This is a genomic window from Aureibaculum marinum (genome assembly GCF_003813905.1).
GTDB lineage: Bacteria > Bacteroidota > Bacteroidia > Flavobacteriales > Flavobacteriaceae > Aureibaculum > Aureibaculum marinum.
Window position 1 is genome coordinate 33,624 of sequence record NZ_RPFJ01000006.1, and the last position, 18,182, is coordinate 51,805.

14 protein-coding genes are annotated in these 18,182 nt (G+C 29.5%); 10 read left to right on the forward strand and 4 right to left on the reverse strand.

Translation table 11 applies throughout. From position 1 onward, the window contains the following. Positions 1–62: 62 nt before the first annotated feature. The 4 genes from EGM88_RS04675 to EGM88_RS04690 all read left to right on the forward strand — a co-directional run bounded on the left by EGM88_RS04675 (position 63) and on the right by EGM88_RS04690 (position 5,489). On the forward strand, positions 63–2,219 hold the full coding sequence (locus EGM88_RS04675) for an alpha-galactosidase (protein ID WP_123896817.1): 2,157 nt from the start codon (positions 63–65) through the stop codon (positions 2,217–2,219). 372 nt (positions 2,220–2,591) lie between these two features. Further along, positions 2,592–3,908, forward strand: coding sequence for a sugar MFS transporter (locus EGM88_RS04680; RefSeq protein WP_123896818.1), 1,317 nt, complete (start codon positions 2,592–2,594; stop codon positions 3,906–3,908). A 17-nt stretch (positions 3,909–3,925) separates the two neighbouring features. After that, a complete protein-coding gene (locus EGM88_RS04685) occupies positions 3,926–5,017 on the forward strand; it encodes an acyltransferase family protein (protein WP_123896819.1) in 1,092 nt (363 codons plus the stop codon). Between the two features lie 43 nt (positions 5,018–5,060). Continuing rightward, a complete protein-coding gene (locus EGM88_RS04690) occupies positions 5,061–5,489 on the forward strand; it encodes a DUF6526 family protein (protein WP_123896820.1) in 429 nt (142 codons plus the stop codon). Positions 5,490–5,520: 31 nt separating this feature from the next. Here EGM88_RS04690 and EGM88_RS04695 read toward each other — a convergent pair whose 3' ends face one another. Further along, complete coding sequence (locus tag EGM88_RS04695; RefSeq protein ID WP_123896821.1) at positions 5,521–6,099, reverse strand: DinB family protein; 579 nt, start codon at positions 6,097–6,099, stop codon at positions 5,521–5,523. Between the two features lie 169 nt (positions 6,100–6,268). On the opposite strand from EGM88_RS04695, the gene nhaC reads away from it, so the two are divergent. Next, a complete protein-coding gene (gene nhaC / locus EGM88_RS04700) occupies positions 6,269–7,750 on the forward strand; it encodes a Na+/H+ antiporter NhaC (protein WP_123896822.1) in 1,482 nt (493 codons plus the stop codon). Positions 7,751–7,826: 76 nt separating this feature from the next. Here the strand turns inward: nhaC and EGM88_RS04705 are convergent, their stop codons facing one another. Beyond that, on the reverse strand, positions 7,827–9,800 hold the full coding sequence (locus tag EGM88_RS04705; protein ID WP_123896823.1) for a putative porin: 1,974 nt from the start codon (positions 9,798–9,800) through the stop codon (positions 7,827–7,829). A 94-nt stretch (positions 9,801–9,894) separates the two neighbouring features. On the opposite strand from EGM88_RS04705, the gene EGM88_RS04710 reads away from it, so the two are divergent. The 3 genes from EGM88_RS04710 to EGM88_RS04720 all read left to right on the forward strand — a co-directional run bounded on the left by EGM88_RS04710 (position 9,895) and on the right by EGM88_RS04720 (position 12,417). Beyond that, positions 9,895–10,479 carry a ribonuclease HII gene (locus EGM88_RS04710; protein ID WP_123896824.1) on the forward strand — a complete coding sequence of 195 codons (585 nt, stop codon included), beginning with the start codon at positions 9,895–9,897 and terminating at the stop codon, positions 10,477–10,479. 130 nt (positions 10,480–10,609) lie between these two features. Next, complete coding sequence (locus EGM88_RS04715; protein WP_123896825.1) at positions 10,610–11,293, forward strand: TapB family protein; 684 nt, start codon at positions 10,610–10,612, stop codon at positions 11,291–11,293. 71 nt (positions 11,294–11,364) lie between these two features. Continuing rightward, positions 11,365–12,417, forward strand: coding sequence for a nucleoid-associated protein (locus EGM88_RS04720; RefSeq protein ID WP_123896826.1), 1,053 nt, complete (start codon positions 11,365–11,367; stop codon positions 12,415–12,417). A gap of 66 nt (positions 12,418–12,483) precedes the next feature. Here the strand turns inward: EGM88_RS04720 and EGM88_RS04725 are convergent, their stop codons facing one another. Beyond that, a complete protein-coding gene (locus EGM88_RS04725) occupies positions 12,484–13,239 on the reverse strand; it encodes a LytR/AlgR family response regulator transcription factor (RefSeq protein WP_123896827.1) in 756 nt (251 codons plus the stop codon). Then, on the reverse strand, positions 13,239–15,143 hold the full coding sequence (locus tag EGM88_RS04730) for a sensor histidine kinase (RefSeq protein WP_123896828.1): 1,905 nt from the start codon (positions 15,141–15,143) through the stop codon (positions 13,239–13,241). Before EGM88_RS04730 ends, EGM88_RS04725 begins: the two co-directional genes overlap by 1 nt. A gap of 724 nt (positions 15,144–15,867) precedes the next feature. Between EGM88_RS04730 and EGM88_RS04735 the strand changes: the two genes are divergently transcribed. Continuing rightward, positions 15,868–16,590, forward strand: coding sequence for a hypothetical protein (locus EGM88_RS04735; RefSeq protein WP_123896829.1), 723 nt, complete (start codon positions 15,868–15,870; stop codon positions 16,588–16,590). 778 nt (positions 16,591–17,368) lie between these two features. Beyond that, the gene (locus EGM88_RS04740) at positions 17,369–18,091 is read left to right on the forward strand and encodes a DUF6623 family protein (RefSeq protein WP_123896830.1); all 723 of its coding nucleotides are present in this window, start codon (positions 17,369–17,371) and stop codon (positions 18,089–18,091) included. Positions 18,092–18,182 lie beyond the last annotated feature (91 nt).

Sequence of the window (18,182 nt, forward strand, 5' to 3'; positions counted from 1 at the left end):
TACCAAATATTTATAGGAGACGTTATATGTATTTAAGCTAAACACTTTAATAAATACAAATAATGAAACCACTTTTGAAAATAACAGCACTAATCGGTGTTGTATTCATTCTTAGTTTTACAGCAATAATTAATAAAACTAACGATTGGCTGATAGACAACACTGTCTACGAAGCTCAAGTTTTTAATAAAGGGAAGGATGTTGTTTTAACAAATGGTTTAATAACTAGAAAAATAAGGATGACGCCCAATGCGGCCACAGTAGAGTTTAAAAATGATGTTACTGGTGAAACCATGTTAAGAAGTATTAAACCAGAAGCTGAGGTTACAATTGATGGAATAACTTATGCTGTTGGAGGATTAACTGGTCTTAAGGAACATGGGTATTTAAAAAATGAATGGATTGATAATTTAGAAGCAGATGAAAATGCATTTCAATTTAAAGATTATACAGATAAACCCATTGATAGAAAAATAAAATGGAGTAAGAATAAAGAATTTAATTTAGCAACTAAGGCTTATGCTACAGGAAGAGAAATTGTCTTAGAATTTAGACATAAGTCTCCTCATCTAAAGAAAATAAAAGTATTTGTACATTACGAGATTTACAATGGAGCTCCTTTAATTTCTAAATGGATTACCATTGAAAATAATAGTTCTAAATCAATTAAAATAAATGGATTTAAAAATGAAATTTTAGCTTTTCCAGAGCCTGAAAATCCTGTAGATAAACCAGAACAATGGATGCGACCGAACATACACGTTGAAAGTGATTACGCTTTTGGTGGATTTTCGGCTAGTTCAGCCAACCATACTATTTTTTACGAAAAAGATCCTGAATATACTTCTCAAGTAAATTATAACTTAGAAATACCATGTTTGTTAGAAAGTAAATTACAAGTAGGACCAGATAGAATACTACAACCCAATGAAAGTTTTGAAAGTTTTCATACTTATGAACTGTTATTAGATGGTACAGATAGAGAGAGAAATTCATTAAGTAAACGTAAAATGTATCGTTTGTTAGCTCCATGGACTACAGAGAATCCTATTTTTATGCATTTAACTAGTACAGATTCTACTGAAGTGGTTTCTGCTATTGATCAGTGTAAGGAGACCGGTTACGAGATGGTTATTTTAAGTTTTGGAAGTGGGTTAAATATGGAAGATACTACTGCTGTAAATATTAGAAAGTTTAAAAATTTGACCGATTACGCACATAGTAAAGGTATTAAATTAGGAGGATACTCACTTTTTTCTAGTCGAAAAATTAGTAACGAGGTTGATGTTATAGATAAAAATACAGGACAACCTGGAGGTGCAAAATTCGGTAATGCTCCTTGTTTAGCTACCGAATGGGGGCATAGTTATTTAGAAAAATTAAAATATTTTATAGACCAAACAGGTTTTGATGTGTTGGAACATGATGGTCCATATCCTGGTGATTTTTGTGCTTCTACAACTCATAAATATCATAAAGGTTATGAAGACTCTCAATGGGAACAATGGAAAATGATTACAGACTTTTACCATTGGTTAAAAGAAAAAAGGATTTATTTAAATGCACCTGATTTTTATTATTTAAAAGGTTCTAATAAATGTGGTATTGGCTATAGAGAAGTAAATTGGTCGTTACCTCGTGAACAGCAAATTATATTAGGAAGGCAAAATATTTATGATGGTACTTGGGATAAAACACCATCTATGGGATGGATATTTGTTCCTTTAACAGAATATCATGGAGGAGGAAAGGAAGCAACCATAGAGCCTTTAAATAAACATTTAGATTCATATGAGGCTCATATGGTTCAAAATTATGGAGCTGGTGTACAAGCAGCTTACAGAGGTGTACGCCTTTATGATACAGAAAAAACTAAAGAATTAGTTGTTGACCAAATTAATCATTATAAAAAATATAGAGAAATATTAAATTCTGACATTATTCATATTCGAAGACCAAATGGTAGATCGTGGGATGGGTTTATGCATGCAAATCCTAATATTTCTGAAAAAGGATTTTTAATGTTGTTTAATCCTACAAATACTACTATAGATGAGGTAATTAAAGTACCACTGTATTATACAGGTATTACTGAAGAGGCTATTATTTCAGAAAAAGGAAAGAAAAAAGGAAAGAAATATCAATTAAATAGAAAGTATGAGGTAGAATTAGAAGTGAAAATTCCAGCAAATAGTTATACGTGGTTTGTAATTAAATAATCAAACGATAAACTTTATAAAATAACTGAAATATTTATTTCTAATTCGGTAGATTTATATAAAAGGAATATTTAAAATTTAATTTTAAATATTCCTTTTATATTTTAGAATTGGTTGATACTGACAATTTGTAATAATATATACTAAATTTTGTTAAAACTAGGTCTAAAACCGATTTGTAATTAATCTTCAATTAAAATAACTGTTAAAAAGATAGCTCATTTTAAAGTTTTTAGGTAAAAACAAATTTGTAAAACCTTGATAGATTACTGTCTAACGAAATTGTAATGTCAATTGTAGAAAAAAGTATATTGTATTCAATTTATTTAGTAAATTACCGTCCTTTTAAAATTAACCTAAACAATTAAATTTATGTCAACCTCTTCTAAAAGCAATAGCAACCTAATACCTATGCTCATAATAGGAGCTATGTTCTTTATTTTCGGATTTGTAACTTGGATTAATGGAGTTTTAATTCCATTTATGAAAACCATTAATGAATTAACTGAAACACAAGCCTACTTGGTAGCAACAGCTTCTTATGTAGCTTTTGTGGTTATGGCATTACCATCTTCTTATTTATTGAATAAAGTAGGGTATAAAAAAGGAATGTCAATTGGCTTGATAATAATGGCCATTGGAGCCTTGGTATTTATTCCAGCAGCTGAAGCCAGAACCTATTGGATGTTTTTGGCAGGTATATTTATTCAAGGAACAGGAATGACATTATTACAAACTGCCGCTAATCCTTATGTAACCGTTTTAGGCCCTATTGAGAGTGGTGCGAAACGAATTGCAATGATGGGAATTGCAAATAAAGTAGCCGGAGCTTTGGGGTCTGTAGTTTTTGGGGCTTTATTACTGTCTGGTATAGACGATGTAAATGAACAATTAAATTCTGTTTCTGCAAATGAAAAAATGCAATTGTTAGATACTATGGCAAATAGCGTTGTAATGCCATATATTGCTATGGCGGTTGTATTATTCCTCTTTGCGTTGTTAATTCTAAAAGCTCCTCTACCTGAAGTTGAAGGAGATGTTGATGAAGAAGTTGCAGAAGGTGAAACTGCTAAAACTAGTATTTTTCAATTTCCACATTTGTGGTTAGGGGTACTAACCTTATTTGTTTATGTTGGTGCTGAGGTAATTGCAGGAGATACTATTATTAATTACGGTATATCTATAGGATTGCCGGGTGAAGAAGCTAAAAGTTTTACATCTTATACTTTAATGGCTATGGTATTTATGTATGCCTTGGGAGTTGTTTTAATACCAAAATATCTCAGCCAAGGGTTAGCCCTAAAAATTAGTGCAGCACTAGGTATTGTTTTTTCTGCATGTGTATTAATGACTACGGGCTTTACTTCAGTACTGTTTGTTGCGGCTTTAGGTATTGCTAATGCATTGGTTTGGCCTGCAGTTTGGCCATTAACCTTACATGGGTTAGGTAAATTTACTAAAACTGCTTCTGCATTATTAGTAATGGCTATTTCTGGTGGGGCAATAATACCTCCGTTATATGGTAGAATAGTTGATTCAAGTAAACATGCGTTAATGGCAACTGGTGTAGCTGAGCCTGATGCTATGGCAACTGCAGCAAATAGTAGTTATTGGATATTGTTACCTTGTTATGCGATAATACTTTATTACTCTATTTGGGGTCATAAATTAGGGTTTAAAAAGAAATAATTTTTAACATCTTTATTATGAAAAATAGAGTTGAATCGGTAGATATTCTAAGAGGACTGACTATTGTTGCTATGATTTTAGTAAATAATCCAGGAAGTTGGTCGCATATTTATCCACCATTACGACATGCTCAATGGCATGGGTTAACACCAACTGATTTAATATTTCCCTTCTTTTTAGTTATCGTTGGTATTTCAATTTCTTACGCTTATAAAAATAAAGAAAATACGTGGTCTACTTATAAAAAAATTACGGTTAGAAGTTTAAAATTAATTGGTTTAGGATTGTTTTTGAGTTTGTTTTTACCATATTGGCCTTTTTTTAAAGATTTTGAAAGTTTACGTTTTCCAGGCGTATTGCAAAGAATAGGTATTGTGTTTTTTGTATCAGCAATTTTATTTCTTAATTTTAACTGGAAGCAATTGCTTGGTATAGCAATTACAATTTTAATAGGCTATTGGTTGTTTCTTGGCTTTGTGCCATTACCTGATGGTTCTGCACCAACCTTTGATAGAGCTCCTAATAATTGGGCAAACTATATAGATTTAAATGTGTTAGGTAAGCACATGTGGCAAAAAGATTATGATCCTGAAGGGATAATTAGTACATTACCCGCTATTGCCTCTACTATTTCAGGAATATTAATAGGGAAAATTTTAGCGTTACAAGAGTTAAAAAAGACAATGTATTTGTTAACCACAGGCGTTGCATTATTAATTGTTGGTTATATATGGAGTTTCTGGTTTCCATTAAATAAAGCAATTTGGTCTAGTAGTTTTGTATTAGTAACTAGCGGTTGGGCAACTGTTATTTTAGCATTGGTATACTATATTACAGATGTTAAGAAAATTAATGGGGGAAATATTTTTAAATATGTAGGCACTAATGCAATTACTATTTTTTTCTTATCAGGGTTTATTGCAAAAACTTTTTATGGTACTAAAATAGGAGAAAACTTAAATATTCATACGTGGTTGTATCAAACTTTTTATACCAGTTGGATTTCTATAGATAAATTAGCTTCTTTACTTTATGCTTTAACTGTAGTTTTATTTTTCTTGGCTTTAGGGTATACAATGTATAAGAAAAAGATTTTTATTAAAGTTTAATTGAGTATATTCGTTGTTATGCTACAATTTAGAATTTGAGATTATGAACACTCAGAATTATAAAAATCACTCACGTTTCCATCCTCTTTTTCATTTTTTGGCTATACCATTAGGTTTAATTGTTCTTATTAGCTCTATAGTTAATCTGGTATATTTCTCCGAAGGAAATTTGTTTAGTTCTTCTTTATTAGTAGTGCTTGCATTTTTGATGCTTGTGGTTATGCTACTAGCACGCTTATCAGCATTAAAAGCTCAAGATAGAGCAATAAAAGCAGAAGAAAATTTTAGACATTATTTACTAACAGGTAAACCTTTAGATACTAAATTAGAAATGTCGCAAATTATTAGTTTACGGTTTGCATCTGATGATGAGTTTCCTAATTTAGCAAGAAGAGCAGTTGAAGAAAAGTTACCCTCAAAAAAAATTAAAAAATTAATAGTTAATTGGAAAGGTGATTATTACAGAGTATAAAAAAACTCCTCATTAAGAGGAGTCTAACAAATTAGTACAATTTGTAATTTGGGGCTTTAATACCTTGCATTCTTAAAGATACTAAAGCTTGTCCTCGATGATGAGCAGTATGCTCGTTTACAAATTGAAAGGCCTTATCCTTAGTAAAAGCTGGTTGTTCAGGGTCAAATGGAACTATAAAAAATTCATTTAGTTCATCATCACTCATGTTTTTATAAGTATTAATAATGAGGTCATAAGATTCTTTAAGAGCTTGTATGCAAGCCTCTTTAGAAGTTGATACTTCTAATTCTTTTGTAGCCGCTGTAGCAAAATCTTCTTGACTTGGCATCGGTTTTCCTTTTACAAATAAATCAATTAAAAATATAGAAGAGGTGGCAATATGAGCCATTTGTTCTCCAAAACTTCGTACAGAATCAGTAGGCTTAAAACTGTATTTATTAGCAGGCATAGCTTCAGCTATTTGTAATGTATAAGATTTAGACTCTACTAACATCTTAAAATAAGTTTTGGTATTATCCGGTTTTGTAGTTTTGCTTTCAAATTTTACAAAAGCAATTGTACTCATTACAAGTAATCCAAGGGTGAAATAAATGCTAAATTTTTTCATAATAAAATAGTTTTGTTTGCATTAAAGATAATAATTATAAATAAATTGTTGATAATGAGTGTTTTTACAGTTTTCTAAACATGTGAATGTTTTTTTATATAATTCTCCTTTTTAGATTATTTACCTGTTTTCATTTTTTTTCGTATCATTACAATGCAAAACAATCCCAATGGAAGATAAAAAGAATATTTCTGAAATAGACATTGCATCTAAAGAGTCTATTCAACATATTATAGATAATAAAGAACTAAATATATGGGAAGCGTTAATTCCAGTTATTATTTTAGTGGCATTATTGGCTTATAATATTTTCTATAGGGATGGAGAGTGGTTAGGAGAATATTCTAATCAGTTTATTCTACTAATGGGAGGTGGTGTAGCAGCAGTTGTTGGATTTTACAATAAGGTTGCATTAAATATAATAATTGCAGAAATTTGGGAAAATTGGAAAAGTGTTTTTGTACCAATTTTAATCTTATTTTTAGTAGGAGCTTTGGCGGGAACCTGGTTGGTCAGTGGGGTTATTCCCGCAATGGTATATTATGGTTTGGAATTGTTGAGTCCTAGTATATTTTTACCTGCGTCTGTAATTATTGCAGCAGTTATTTCTATAGCTACAGGAAGTTCTTGGACTACTTCTGCAACAGTAGGAATTGCTTTAGTTGGTATTGGCACAGCATTAGGTATCCCTACAGGAATGATTGCTGGAGCTGTAATTTCAGGAGCATATTTTGGCGATAAAATGTCTCCCTTAAGTGATACTACAAATCTTGCTCCAGCAATGGCAGGTACTGATTTGTTTACGCATATTAAGTATATGTCAATAACAACCGTACCTACAATTTTAATTACTTTAATAGTTTTTGGAATACTAAGTGTAACCACCTATACAAGCGGAAGTGCAGATGTTAGTGGTTTGCTAAGTATTATAAATTCTACATTTCATATTACACCATATTTGTTTATTGTTCCATTAGTTGTTATAGCTTTGATATTGATGAAAACTAAGCCATTATTAGCATTAACAGTTGGGGTATTGCTTGCGGCAGTTTTTGCATTTATCTTTCAATCTGATGTGTTACATAGTTTGTCAGAAAGTAATTTTAAATCAATAGTTAATGCCATTTTTGTTGATACAGAAATAGTTACAGAAAATGAAAAATTAAATGAATTATTTAGTTCTGGAGGTATGAAAGGAATGTTGTGGACTATTTTTCTAATAGTATGTGCTATGGTTTTTGGTGGAGTAATGGATGCAATTGGAGCCTTAGCAAGAATTACAAAATCTCTTTTAAGTTTAGCTTCTTCAATTTTTGGATTATTTACAAGTACAGTCATTAGCTGTCTTGGGTTAAATATTGTTGCTTCAGATCAATATTTAGCAATTGTAATTCCTGGTAAAATGTTTAAAAAGGCATATGAAGATAAAGGTTTGGCTCCTGAAAATTTAAGTAGAACCTTAGAAGATTCAGGAACTGTAACTTCAGTTTTAATTCCATGGAATACCTGTGGAGCATACCAATCAAGTGTATTAGGTGTTGGAGTAGGTGAGTACTTTTTCTATGCTATTTTTAATTGGTTAAGCCCTTTTATGAGCTTGCTATTTGCAGCATTAAATATTAAAATTAAGATGCTAAAAGATAAAAAATAATCTTTTCTTGACAAGATTTAACTAATTTTTACTTGCTAACTTTATTTAAAAAGTCTTGCTGAAGGTTTAATTAAAATTAAATAAAGAAATTCCAAACTAATCCAAAACGTATCACAAAATCTCTATATGGATAATCTGGAGCAGAGTAGTAATTGGCTGTTTTGCTAAAACTTGAGTTAAAATGTTCAAATTTTAGGTATAGTCTTGTTCGTTGAACTTGTGCATTTATAAAGAAATCTAACATAGGATAGCCACCAATTTTCTGTTCGTTTTGAAGGTAAAATTCTGACAATACAGGGTTGTAACTGTCAGCATTAAATTCAGTAAAATACTTTAAGGTTACACCTGTTTGCAGATATAACGGATCTCCTTTAAATAAATAATCTGAAAAATATAAGGTATTTCTAGTTATAAAATCAGGCACTTTAAAAACAGAACTTCCTTGAGCTACTTTTTGATACATTATGGTATTATCTAAGGCAAATTTTCCTAATCTTAATTCTTTAGAAACTTTTAGTTTTAGATAATTTATAGTTATATCCGCTTGAAAAGGTTTAACCTCGGCAATATTATTGCTAATAGTGTCCCCAAAATAAGTGTAATTGTCAATTTGTGTAATTTGTGCAGTGGCGTTTAAAATTTTGTCTGATTTTAAATCGAACAATAGTGTTCTGGTTCTTTCATTTTTAAAATTTTCAAACCAATTAAAATTAATATAATTACTTTGATTTAATTGAAAATTTAAGTTTGGAGATTTGCTATTGGTTAATATAGTTCCTTTAAAAGTAAAAAGACTATCTTGTTTAAAGCTAGCAGAAGCTTTAAAATAATTCCCTGTGAATTCTCCTGTTAACGTAGTTGCTGTTTCAACATTTATATTGAATTTTTTATAGTAGGTTCGCCATGAACCCCCAACTGAAATAGAGTTGTCTTTAATTGAGGAAGGAATGTTGTTATCACCAAGAACAGCGGCACTGTTATAATTGTAATTATAGTTATAATGTGATGCCTTAAATTGTACTTCACCTAAAACTAATGGAGATTTCAAAGCAACAAAAGCATCATTTCTCAGTGTAATGTAATTAAGTTTATCTTCAATGGTAGAATCAAAAGCATCACCAAACATTGAATTTTCAGAATCTTGAGTATAGTAATAATGCTTGCGTTCATAATCGAAAATATGCCCAACTTTTAAATAACTTATTTTGTTTTTTACAGTATCGTTTCGATGCCAAATTTTATAATCATGTTCCAAATGATATCTGTTACCTCTCAATGAATTTGAAGCATCAGTAAAATTAGTTTCAAGTCTTCCTCTATCATTAAAATTAGAATTTTTAGTTTCAAAATACTCTAAAGATAACTCAGGTAAGCCTCCATTTTGTTGGTTTGTTAAGTCTTGAGCCGTAATATGAGTTTTTAGTTCGTAAGCATCATTTTTTGTTCTATAACTATATGTAAAACGCATATTTCCATGGCTACTTAATGCATTTCTATATTTTCCTAAAGACCGTAAGCCTTTATAAGCAATAGAAATATTTTGCCGTTTTGAAGTATTAAAAGTGATAAAGGCATCTAAAAATTGTCCTTGCTCTAGTCCTGTTCTGTAAGCCAATTCAGATGTTGGTGTAGGTACTTTGTAATAATTAATGTCTTTTATCTCATAATAATTATAATGAATTGCTCTATTTCCCATTTTAGGAAATAAAGAAACTTCAGAAAAATCATAAGCTAAATTATTAAATGTTTGTCCTTGATTATGAAAAGGCATTAGTTCAAAATTATCTTTACGTAAATAATTGAACTTATAGTCTTTTTGTATTGTTAAGGTGGTGTCAACATATGTAGTATCACCTTTTGGAGAAATAACTTTATAGTCTGTATAATGTGTTTTTCCACTAATTTGTACATCTATCATTCTGTCATCAATAGAGTCTCTTTCTTTTTCCCCATAACCACCATTAATATTATTTGGATCTCCCGGAATGATTTGGGCAGATACCAAACTACTAAAAAGTAAACTAAAAATTAGAAAACAGAATTTGTTCATAGAATAACAATTGCGACAAAGGTAAAATAATTGTTTGATAAATTTTTGCTAAAATTTTATATTCATTTTAACAATTAAACTATTTTTGAAAACTATGTTAAAACTAAATTTTTCAGGGGTAAAGTTAGAAGTTGGTACAGATGAAGCAGGTAGAGGGTGTTTGTCTGGGCCTGTTGTAGCGGCTGCTGTTATATTACCAGAGAAATTTGAACATTCTTTTTTAAATGACTCTAAACAATTGTCAGAAAAACAACGTTTAGAATTAAGGCCATTTATTGAAAAACAAGCAATAGCTTATGGAGTTAGCTTTGTTTGGCAAGATGAAATAGATAAAATTAATATTTTACAAAGTTCTATTTTAGCCATGCATAAGGCTATAAAACAGCTAAAGGTTGAGCCAGAATTTATAATTGTAGACGGCAATAAATTTAAGCCTTATAAAAAAATACCACATCAAACAATTGTTAAAGGAGATAGTAAGTTTATGAGCATTGCTGCTGCATCTATTTTAGCAAAGACGTATCGCGATGAATATATGGAGAAAATTCATTGTGATTTTCCTCAATACAATTGGAAGAAAAACAAAGGATATCCTACAAAACAGCATCGTTTAGCTATTGAAGAATTTGGGGTTACAATCCATCATCGTAAAACATTTCGGTTACTTACCAATTCATAATTTGCTGTTTAAAAGTATAGGGGATTTTTCCCCTATTTTTCTTTTCTACTAGATATAGTGTAATTCTTTAGTTAAGTTTGTTAACATCAGTATTATTACCTAAAATTTATACTGAATTAAATATTTAATCATGAAAAATGTATTACTTGGGTTCTTTCTATTTTTTACACTCACTACAATGTCTCAAGATTGTAATGGTTTGTTTTTTAAAGAAGGAACCTTGTTAGAATATACTCAATTTGACAAAAAAGGTAAAGAAATTTCAAAAAACTCGCATAAAACCAAAACTGTAAGTAATTTAGAAGGTAAAATTACAGCCGTAATTGAATTTACAACAGTTACAGATAAAGAAACTACAGTAAGTTCAGAATACAAGGTCTTATGTGCTGATGGTATAATTGCTATAGATATGATTCGCTTTTTTGATAACAATCAAATTGCTAATTATAGTAGTAATGATTTTAATGTTGAAATGCAGGGAAATTTACTCGAATTTCCAAATAATATGGAGTCTACAGTCAATTTAAACGAAGGAGCAATTACAGTAAAAGTATATAATAATGATATAAAAATAGTTACAGCAACTCTAAATATCAGCAATAGAAAAGTTTTAGGTAAAGAAGAGATTACAACTTCAGCAGGATCTTTTGCATGTACCAAAATAGCTTATGATTTTGAAAGTAGAATAGGATTTTTAAAAGTTAAAGGAAGTGGTGTAGAATGGTATAATAAAGATAAAGTTGTTGTAAAATCTGAATCCTATAATAAAAAGGGTAAACTCACAGGATATCAAGAGTTGACAAAAATCAATTAATAAAATCTACTGTACAAATTGAAAATTCGGAATGGTAACCTTACATTTGCCGTCCTGTAATTTTCAATATCATGATTAAAAGAAACAAGGCATTTATTTCTAAATTTATAATTCATAAAGTAGGTAATAAGTTTAATGAGGCTAAAAATGTATTTTCAGAAGATGTAGTTACGTTTGATGAAGATAGCTATAAATTAATGCAACCGTTTTTGTTAAAACCTTTTGGTAATATTACAGAGAGTTATCGTTTTAATCATCATGCTGATATTAATTTAAATGAGATAAATAGTTATGCTCAACAATTATTTAAAGATGATGAAGATAGTTTTATTGAGATTTCTAAAAACATAGTAAATCATCTTTACGAACAGTCAAATTCAGCACAGATAAAAACTGGAGATGTTATTATTGCTTTATTTGAAGATATTGAATATAGAGAGGTAAATACACAAGCATTAGGAATATTTAAAATAGAAAATAAAGCTGAATTTTTTCAGACCTATTTAGAGAATAATAGTTTTGATGTTTTTGTTCAAAAGGGAATTAGTACTAAAAAAGTTGACAAAGGATGTTTGGTGATAAATTCACAAGATGATGCAGGCTACACAGTGTTAACGGTAGATAATAATAATTACGATGCTCAATATTGGATTCAAAATTTTCTTAATATAAAATTTGCAGACGATAGTAATCGTCATACACAAGTATATATCGATTTGTGTAAAGATTTTTCAGAAGAAGTAATAAAACAAGAATTTGGAAATCAAGAACAGAATCAATTTTTAGCACAAACAATAGACTTTTTTAAAGAAAATGAAACTGTAAATGTTCATGATTTTAAAGAAACTATTTTTGAAGAAGAAGATAAAAAAGAGTTGTTTGATGATTATAAAAAGCAATTTGAAGAAAATAATGGTGTATTAGTTCGAAATCAATTTTCTATTTCAGAAGCTGTTGTAAAAAAGCAAAAGAAAAAGATAAAAACAGAAATAAAACTAGATACGAATATTCAAATAAAATTAGATATAGATGCTCCTGATGCTGCCGAAGAATATTTAGAAAAAGGCTATGACGAGGAACGTAAAATGAAATATTATAAAGTTTATTTTAATGAAGAAGATTGATACTAATTGTTAAATTGAGTTTATTTTAAATTAATCTTAAAATTACTAAAGCCTCAGTATGATGTATTAATTTTTATGATTAATCCGATTAAAGAACTCAGTTTTTTTTGACCGAGCTAAGGGTACAATAGTATAATTAGACATTTTAAGGTAACCACCATCCTCATTTAAATAACTTACAAGATGATCTAAATTTATTAAATGTGATTGATGAACTCTGAGAAAACGATCATTATCTAATAGCTTTTCAACATTTTTTAGTGTTTTAGAAATAACTGCTTTTTTTTTATTTGTTGTATAAATTTCTGTGTAGTTGGAATCAGCTTTACAATGAATAATTTCGCTAAGACTATAAAATTCTACCCCTTTAAGAGTTGTAAAAGGAATTTTTTCAGTTTTAAAATCGCCATTTTTTATCAAGCGAATTACATCCTTTAAAGCAGTATTTTGCTGATTGGTAGTTTTACTTTGGATTCTCTTCAGGGTGTTAACAAGTTCATTTCTATTTACGGGTTTAAGTAAATAATCAAATGCTAAATATTTAAAAGCTTTAATGGCATATTGATTGTATGCTGTAACAAATATAAGATTAAAATCTAAAAAAGAAACTTGATCTAGGACCTCAAAACCGCTAAGCCATGGCATTTCTATATCTAAAAACACAAGATCTGGTTTTTCATTGTCTATAAGCTTAGCTGCTATACGTGCGTCTGAACACTTTTCGATTATATCAATTTTTGCACTTACATTTTTAAGCTCATATTCAAGAATATCTAAGCTGCTAATTTCATCATCAATTAGAATGGTTTTGTATTGATACATTAGTTTAAATTTTTAAATCGAATGATAGCTTTAGTTCCTTTGGCCTTATTGTTATGTGAATACAAGTCTATTACATCAAAAGTACATTTTATATTGTATACCATTTCTAATTGTGTTAACCTTTCTGTTGTAATTTCCATGCCCAAACTAGATTTATGAGGTTTACGTTTTGATATTTCTTGAGCTGCTATTCTTCCAATGCCATTATCTTCCACCTCACAAATAATTGTTGCATTTATTTGAGTAAATCTGACACTTAAGTTTCGTTCTCCATTTTTGTGCATTAATCCATGCCAAATTGCATTTTCTACAAAAGGTTGGATAATCATAGGGGGAATTGAAAAACTAAGATTAACATTATTAGCAATCACTATAGTAAAATCAAAGGATTTGTCAAACCTTAATTTTTCAATTTCTAGATATGAGCGTATCGTTTCCAATTCAGCTTCAATAGGTATCAGATTTTGACGTGAATTTTCTAGAATTTGCCTAATAAGAATGGAAAATTTAGAAATAAAATCCATAGTTTCTTCCTTAGATTTTTTTAAGGTATAAAACTTAATACTATTAAGGGTATTAAAAATAAAATGAGGATTAATTTGAGAGCGTAAGGCTTCGGATTCTAATTTTGATACTTTTAATTCATAATTACTTTTAATTCTTTCTGCTTTTATTTTTTGATTATTTTTAAATCTACCTAAAAGGTACATTGTGCCTAAAAGACTAAAAAAACAAGCTCCGATAAATATAGGTGATTTATAAAATGGCAAATTAATTATGAAGGCTAAGTTTCGCTCTGCTAAAGTATCATTTTTATGATTCAGAGCTCGAATAGATATTTGATGTTTTCCAGAGCTTAGGCCATATATTTTAAGGTGATTTGGAGTGGTTACGGTAATCCAGTCATTAGAATCAATTCTATATTGATAATTTATTGAATCTAGCACATATGGTCTGGAAATGCTAAATTCTAAATGAATATTTCGTTCTGCTTCTTCCAAGTTTATAAGAGAATAGCCCTCTAGATTAGGTCTAGATTTTAGTTCATCATTAACTCTAAAACTTGAAACATCAATAATGTGTTTAACTGGTAGTGCAGTTTCTATTACTGGTGAAATTGTTCTAAATATACGTCCCCTTTTTGAACTCCATATATAACCACTTCTATCAACATTTAAATAAACCCCTTCTTTCATACTTTTAGGAGTTTCTAACCAATTATACATGTTAGTATTTCTATTAAATAATGAATTTCCATAAATGGCGACATTGGTTAATGAAATACTGTCATTTAAAGAAATTACTGAACGCATTATATTATCTTCACGCAACCATTTTTTATTGGGCTGTGTTACAAAATGAGTGAATTTTTTTGTGTCCAAATTAAATTTAACTAAGCCTAAACCCCAAGAAGGTAACAGTAAATTATTATCGCCAAAAAGATGTCCTTTGAAAAAATTGTGAGGTAAAATATATGGAGCTTCATCTAATGTAAATTTTTCAATAATACCTTCTTTTTTGGTTATTCTATAAAGCCCTGAGTACATAACGACCCAAAAAGCATCAATTTCAATGGTTGGATAAATTGATTGTACAGCATTTGAACTCTCGCGATGTCCAAAATCATACCCATTAGTTAAATATTTAGCCAATAATTTGTTCGAATGTTTATCTAATAAATAAATTCCATTTGCTGTACCTACATAAAGCGTGTCTTTTTCATGCTCTAATTGTATAATAAAATTTCGCCAGTTTGCATGAAATAAAGGCTCTTCTAGAAAAATTTTGGTCGAAGTTAAGGTGTTTAAATTAATTTTATAAAGTCCTTTTCGTCCACCATACCAAATAATATTTTCTTCATCGTCTTTTAAGAAACAGATACCAGATTGATCACCAGTGCTCACATTATAGGTTTTTAATAAATAACTGCTAACATTTATAGCACTATGGCCATTGTATCTATATAAACCATCTTTAATTATAGCCCATATAATACCGTCATTGTCCTCATAAAAGTTGTTAATATTTTCCCATGACTGTAGCCCGTCATCGGATGAAATAGAAATCTGTTCAAATTGAATTTGTTCTAAATTACTTATTACAGGTTTTTGCCCCCAACATGCCAGTAAGGGTACAATAATTAATGTAATATTATATAAGGATGTTCTGATAAATAAAATTATATGTGTAATGTAAAAGTAGTATTATTTTAAATAAAATAAAATCTTATTTATTAATACAGAGGTATATATGCCAATTTAGACAGTTTCGTTGAGTATTTGGTAAAAGGTAGTTGAACGTTAAGATTAAAAAAACATTTAGAGTATTTACACGGAAAAACCAAATACTAAATCATTGACACTAAAATAGTGAGAATTTCTACTGAATGCTAAATTGTTAAATATTTCGAAAATATTTTTTTTAGTTTCATGGAAAATATAGCTATTAAAAGTTACTTAACTCTCATTGTCTAAATTGATGATAAGAGATTGATTTTGAAAGGTAAATAAAATACATAAACAAATAAGAGACATTGGTAGAATATAAGGATGAAGAAAAAGTACTTAATAGCCGTTTAGAATCTATAAAAAATGACTTTTTAAAATTCATTTTCTTAAATAAAAAACTATGAAAAAAAATGTAATTACCACCACATTAACAGTGTTGCTATTTATAACTATAACTGCTGTGGCACAAGTTAAACCAAAGATAACTGTAAAAACTTCTAAATCTAAAGTCACTAAAGTTAATAAAAGCTTAAGAATGACAGATTTAAATAAATTAAAATCTGTTGAAGATTTGAATAAACTCAATATACCTTTAAATAGGATGACACAAGAAAAACTGAGAGCTAAACCAATCAAAACGTGGCAAATCACCCCACAAAAGTTAAATGATGGATTTCTAAAATTTGAATCAATTAAAGGGGCATTTTATAAAGACACATGGCTATGGGGGCGGAATGTTGATCGTGATTTACAGAGTTCACTAGATCAAGTTAATTCTGGAGATACCAAAAATGAGAGATACGATTTTTTTCCATTTAAAATTAAGTTTAGAGTAACGGCAGGTGTCGAATACAGGTTGAAAATTAAGCAACATTATGCTTTTCCTGAGTCGAGATCACATTATATATATGTGGCAATGAGTACTTTAACAGATAATAATGTTTCAATTTCTAAAATAAATAATGATAATAATGTGTTTAATTATGTTTTCAAAGTGACAAAATCTGGAGAAGTTATTATTTCATTTTCGGGAATACCTCTAATTAATAGTGGATTCAATGATGGTAGGGGGTATTGGGAGTATGTCAGTACATATGGGGTGAGAATTGACCGTATAAATTAAAAATATGGAAAATAGTCGCAAAAATGTCATTATTAACTGGTTATGAAAAATGAAATATAATGGGAAACGATTGTGATTTATTTAAAATGTCTAGTAATAATTTAATTACTGAGATATCGGTAACAAAATATTTGTTTGATGGTGTTGATGCTGCTGAAGGTTTATTTGTCAAAGTATAGGAGCCGTTCATAGGTTATATTTTAGGAAGAAATAATGCACTTTGAATTGTTAAGCAATTTAACGAAAACTCTTATTGTTGTTGCATCAGGTGGAGGAACCGTCAGTAATACAAGTCATAAGATTACATTTACTATTGGTGAGTCCATTGTGGGTGAAATAGAAAACAATGATGATACTGTCAACCAAGGGTTTTATCCGCAGCTATTACTGGTAGTACTTTGGCTGTTGATGAGCAACTATTAAGCACAGCAATTAAGTTGTACCCAAATCTGGTGTCAGAAATCTTAAGTATAGATTTTACAGATGTTTCGGGTGAAGCTGAATTAATCATTTATAATTCAAGTGGTGTTTCAGTAGAAGAAAAAAACTTAAAAACAAGAGCAACAATCTAAACATAAGAAAATTACAAAGTGGATTGTATTTGGTAAAGCTTCGTTTTAGGGATTATAAAACAATTAAAACGTTTAAAATTATTAAAGAATAATTTAAGCATATTTAGCAATAATTACCCACCAAAGAGTAAACATTAAGAACGTATAAAAAGAATTAAAAATTAGAGAAAAATGGAAATCTAATTAAAATTTTAAAACAAATAAGTATGGAAACAAAAGAAACAAACAGAAGGGGGTTTATAGACAAAATTTTAAAAAGTTCTGCCTTGGTAGGTATAGCAGGACTATTATATCCGAATAAAATAGTTGCTAAAGAAAGAGAAATTATTGCTGCAAATAATTATGCTATGTGGATCCATGGGAGTGAAGGGAAAATGGAAGGTGTTTTTCATAGCGGTAAAGATTCAATAAAAATAGCAACCAAAATGATTAATAAGATGAGAAACTTTCATTCCGCTGGTTATGCAAGAAGCATTGTAGGGAGAGGTATGAGTGGTCATAGTATTTCATTGGGCGGTGAAGCAGCAGCCACCGCAATACCAACTTCAGGAGGAGCACAAATTACAATATGGGATAGTGGGTCTAAATCAAAAGCGAAAAATGGTGAATTTTGGATTCACTATTCAATTCCAACTCCTGTAATTGCAAATAACGTTCGCGTAAGAATATCAAATATATTAGTTAAGTGTGCCTCTACCGATGCTAATTTTTACATTTCAGACATTGAACTATGGGATGCTAATAAACGAATTTTTAATAGAAATAATCAAAAAATATGGGGGCCAGATAAAATGCATTCATTTTCATTTAGAAGTAACCCAAAAAAAATTTTTTATGGACTTTGTTTGTCTTTAAAGATAAAGGGTGAACGCGTTTCTGCCGATCGAATTTTTGAAATTAGCGGTGTTGGTGTCGATCTAATGGCTTAAAAGAAAATTTTAATTTAAGATTTTACACATTGACTATTTTTATTTATTGCAATGAGGTTGGCTATTAGAACTTAACAATTAAATGCACTCT

Coding starts and splice junctions, on each gene's coding strand:
- EGM88_RS04675 (WP_123896817.1), top strand. CDS start 63: ATGAAACCACTTTTGAAAATAACAGCACTAATCGGTGTTGTATTCATT.
- EGM88_RS04680 (WP_123896818.1), top strand. CDS start 2,592: ATGTCAACCTCTTCTAAAAGCAATAGCAACCTAATACCTATGCTCATA.
- EGM88_RS04685 (WP_123896819.1), top strand. CDS start 3,926: ATGAAAAATAGAGTTGAATCGGTAGATATTCTAAGAGGACTGACTATT.
- EGM88_RS04690 (WP_123896820.1), top strand. CDS start 5,061: ATGAACACTCAGAATTATAAAAATCACTCACGTTTCCATCCTCTTTTT.
- EGM88_RS04695 (WP_123896821.1), bottom strand. CDS start 6,099: ATGAAAAAATTTAGCATTTATTTCACCCTTGGATTACTTGTAATGAGT.
- nhaC (WP_123896822.1), top strand. CDS start 6,269: ATGGAAGATAAAAAGAATATTTCTGAAATAGACATTGCATCTAAAGAG.
- EGM88_RS04705 (WP_123896823.1), bottom strand. CDS start 9,800: ATGAACAAATTCTGTTTTCTAATTTTTAGTTTACTTTTTAGTAGTTTG.
- EGM88_RS04710 (WP_123896824.1), top strand. CDS start 9,895: ATGTTAAAACTAAATTTTTCAGGGGTAAAGTTAGAAGTTGGTACAGAT.
- EGM88_RS04715 (WP_123896825.1), top strand. CDS start 10,610: ATGAAAAATGTATTACTTGGGTTCTTTCTATTTTTTACACTCACTACA.
- EGM88_RS04720 (WP_123896826.1), top strand. CDS start 11,365: ATGATTAAAAGAAACAAGGCATTTATTTCTAAATTTATAATTCATAAA.
- EGM88_RS04725 (WP_123896827.1), bottom strand. CDS start 13,239: ATGTATCAATACAAAACCATTCTAATTGATGATGAAATTAGCAGCTTA.
- EGM88_RS04735 (WP_123896829.1), top strand. CDS start 15,868: ATGAAAAAAAATGTAATTACCACCACATTAACAGTGTTGCTATTTATA.
- EGM88_RS04740 (WP_123896830.1), top strand. CDS start 17,369: ATGGAAACAAAAGAAACAAACAGAAGGGGGTTTATAGACAAAATTTTA.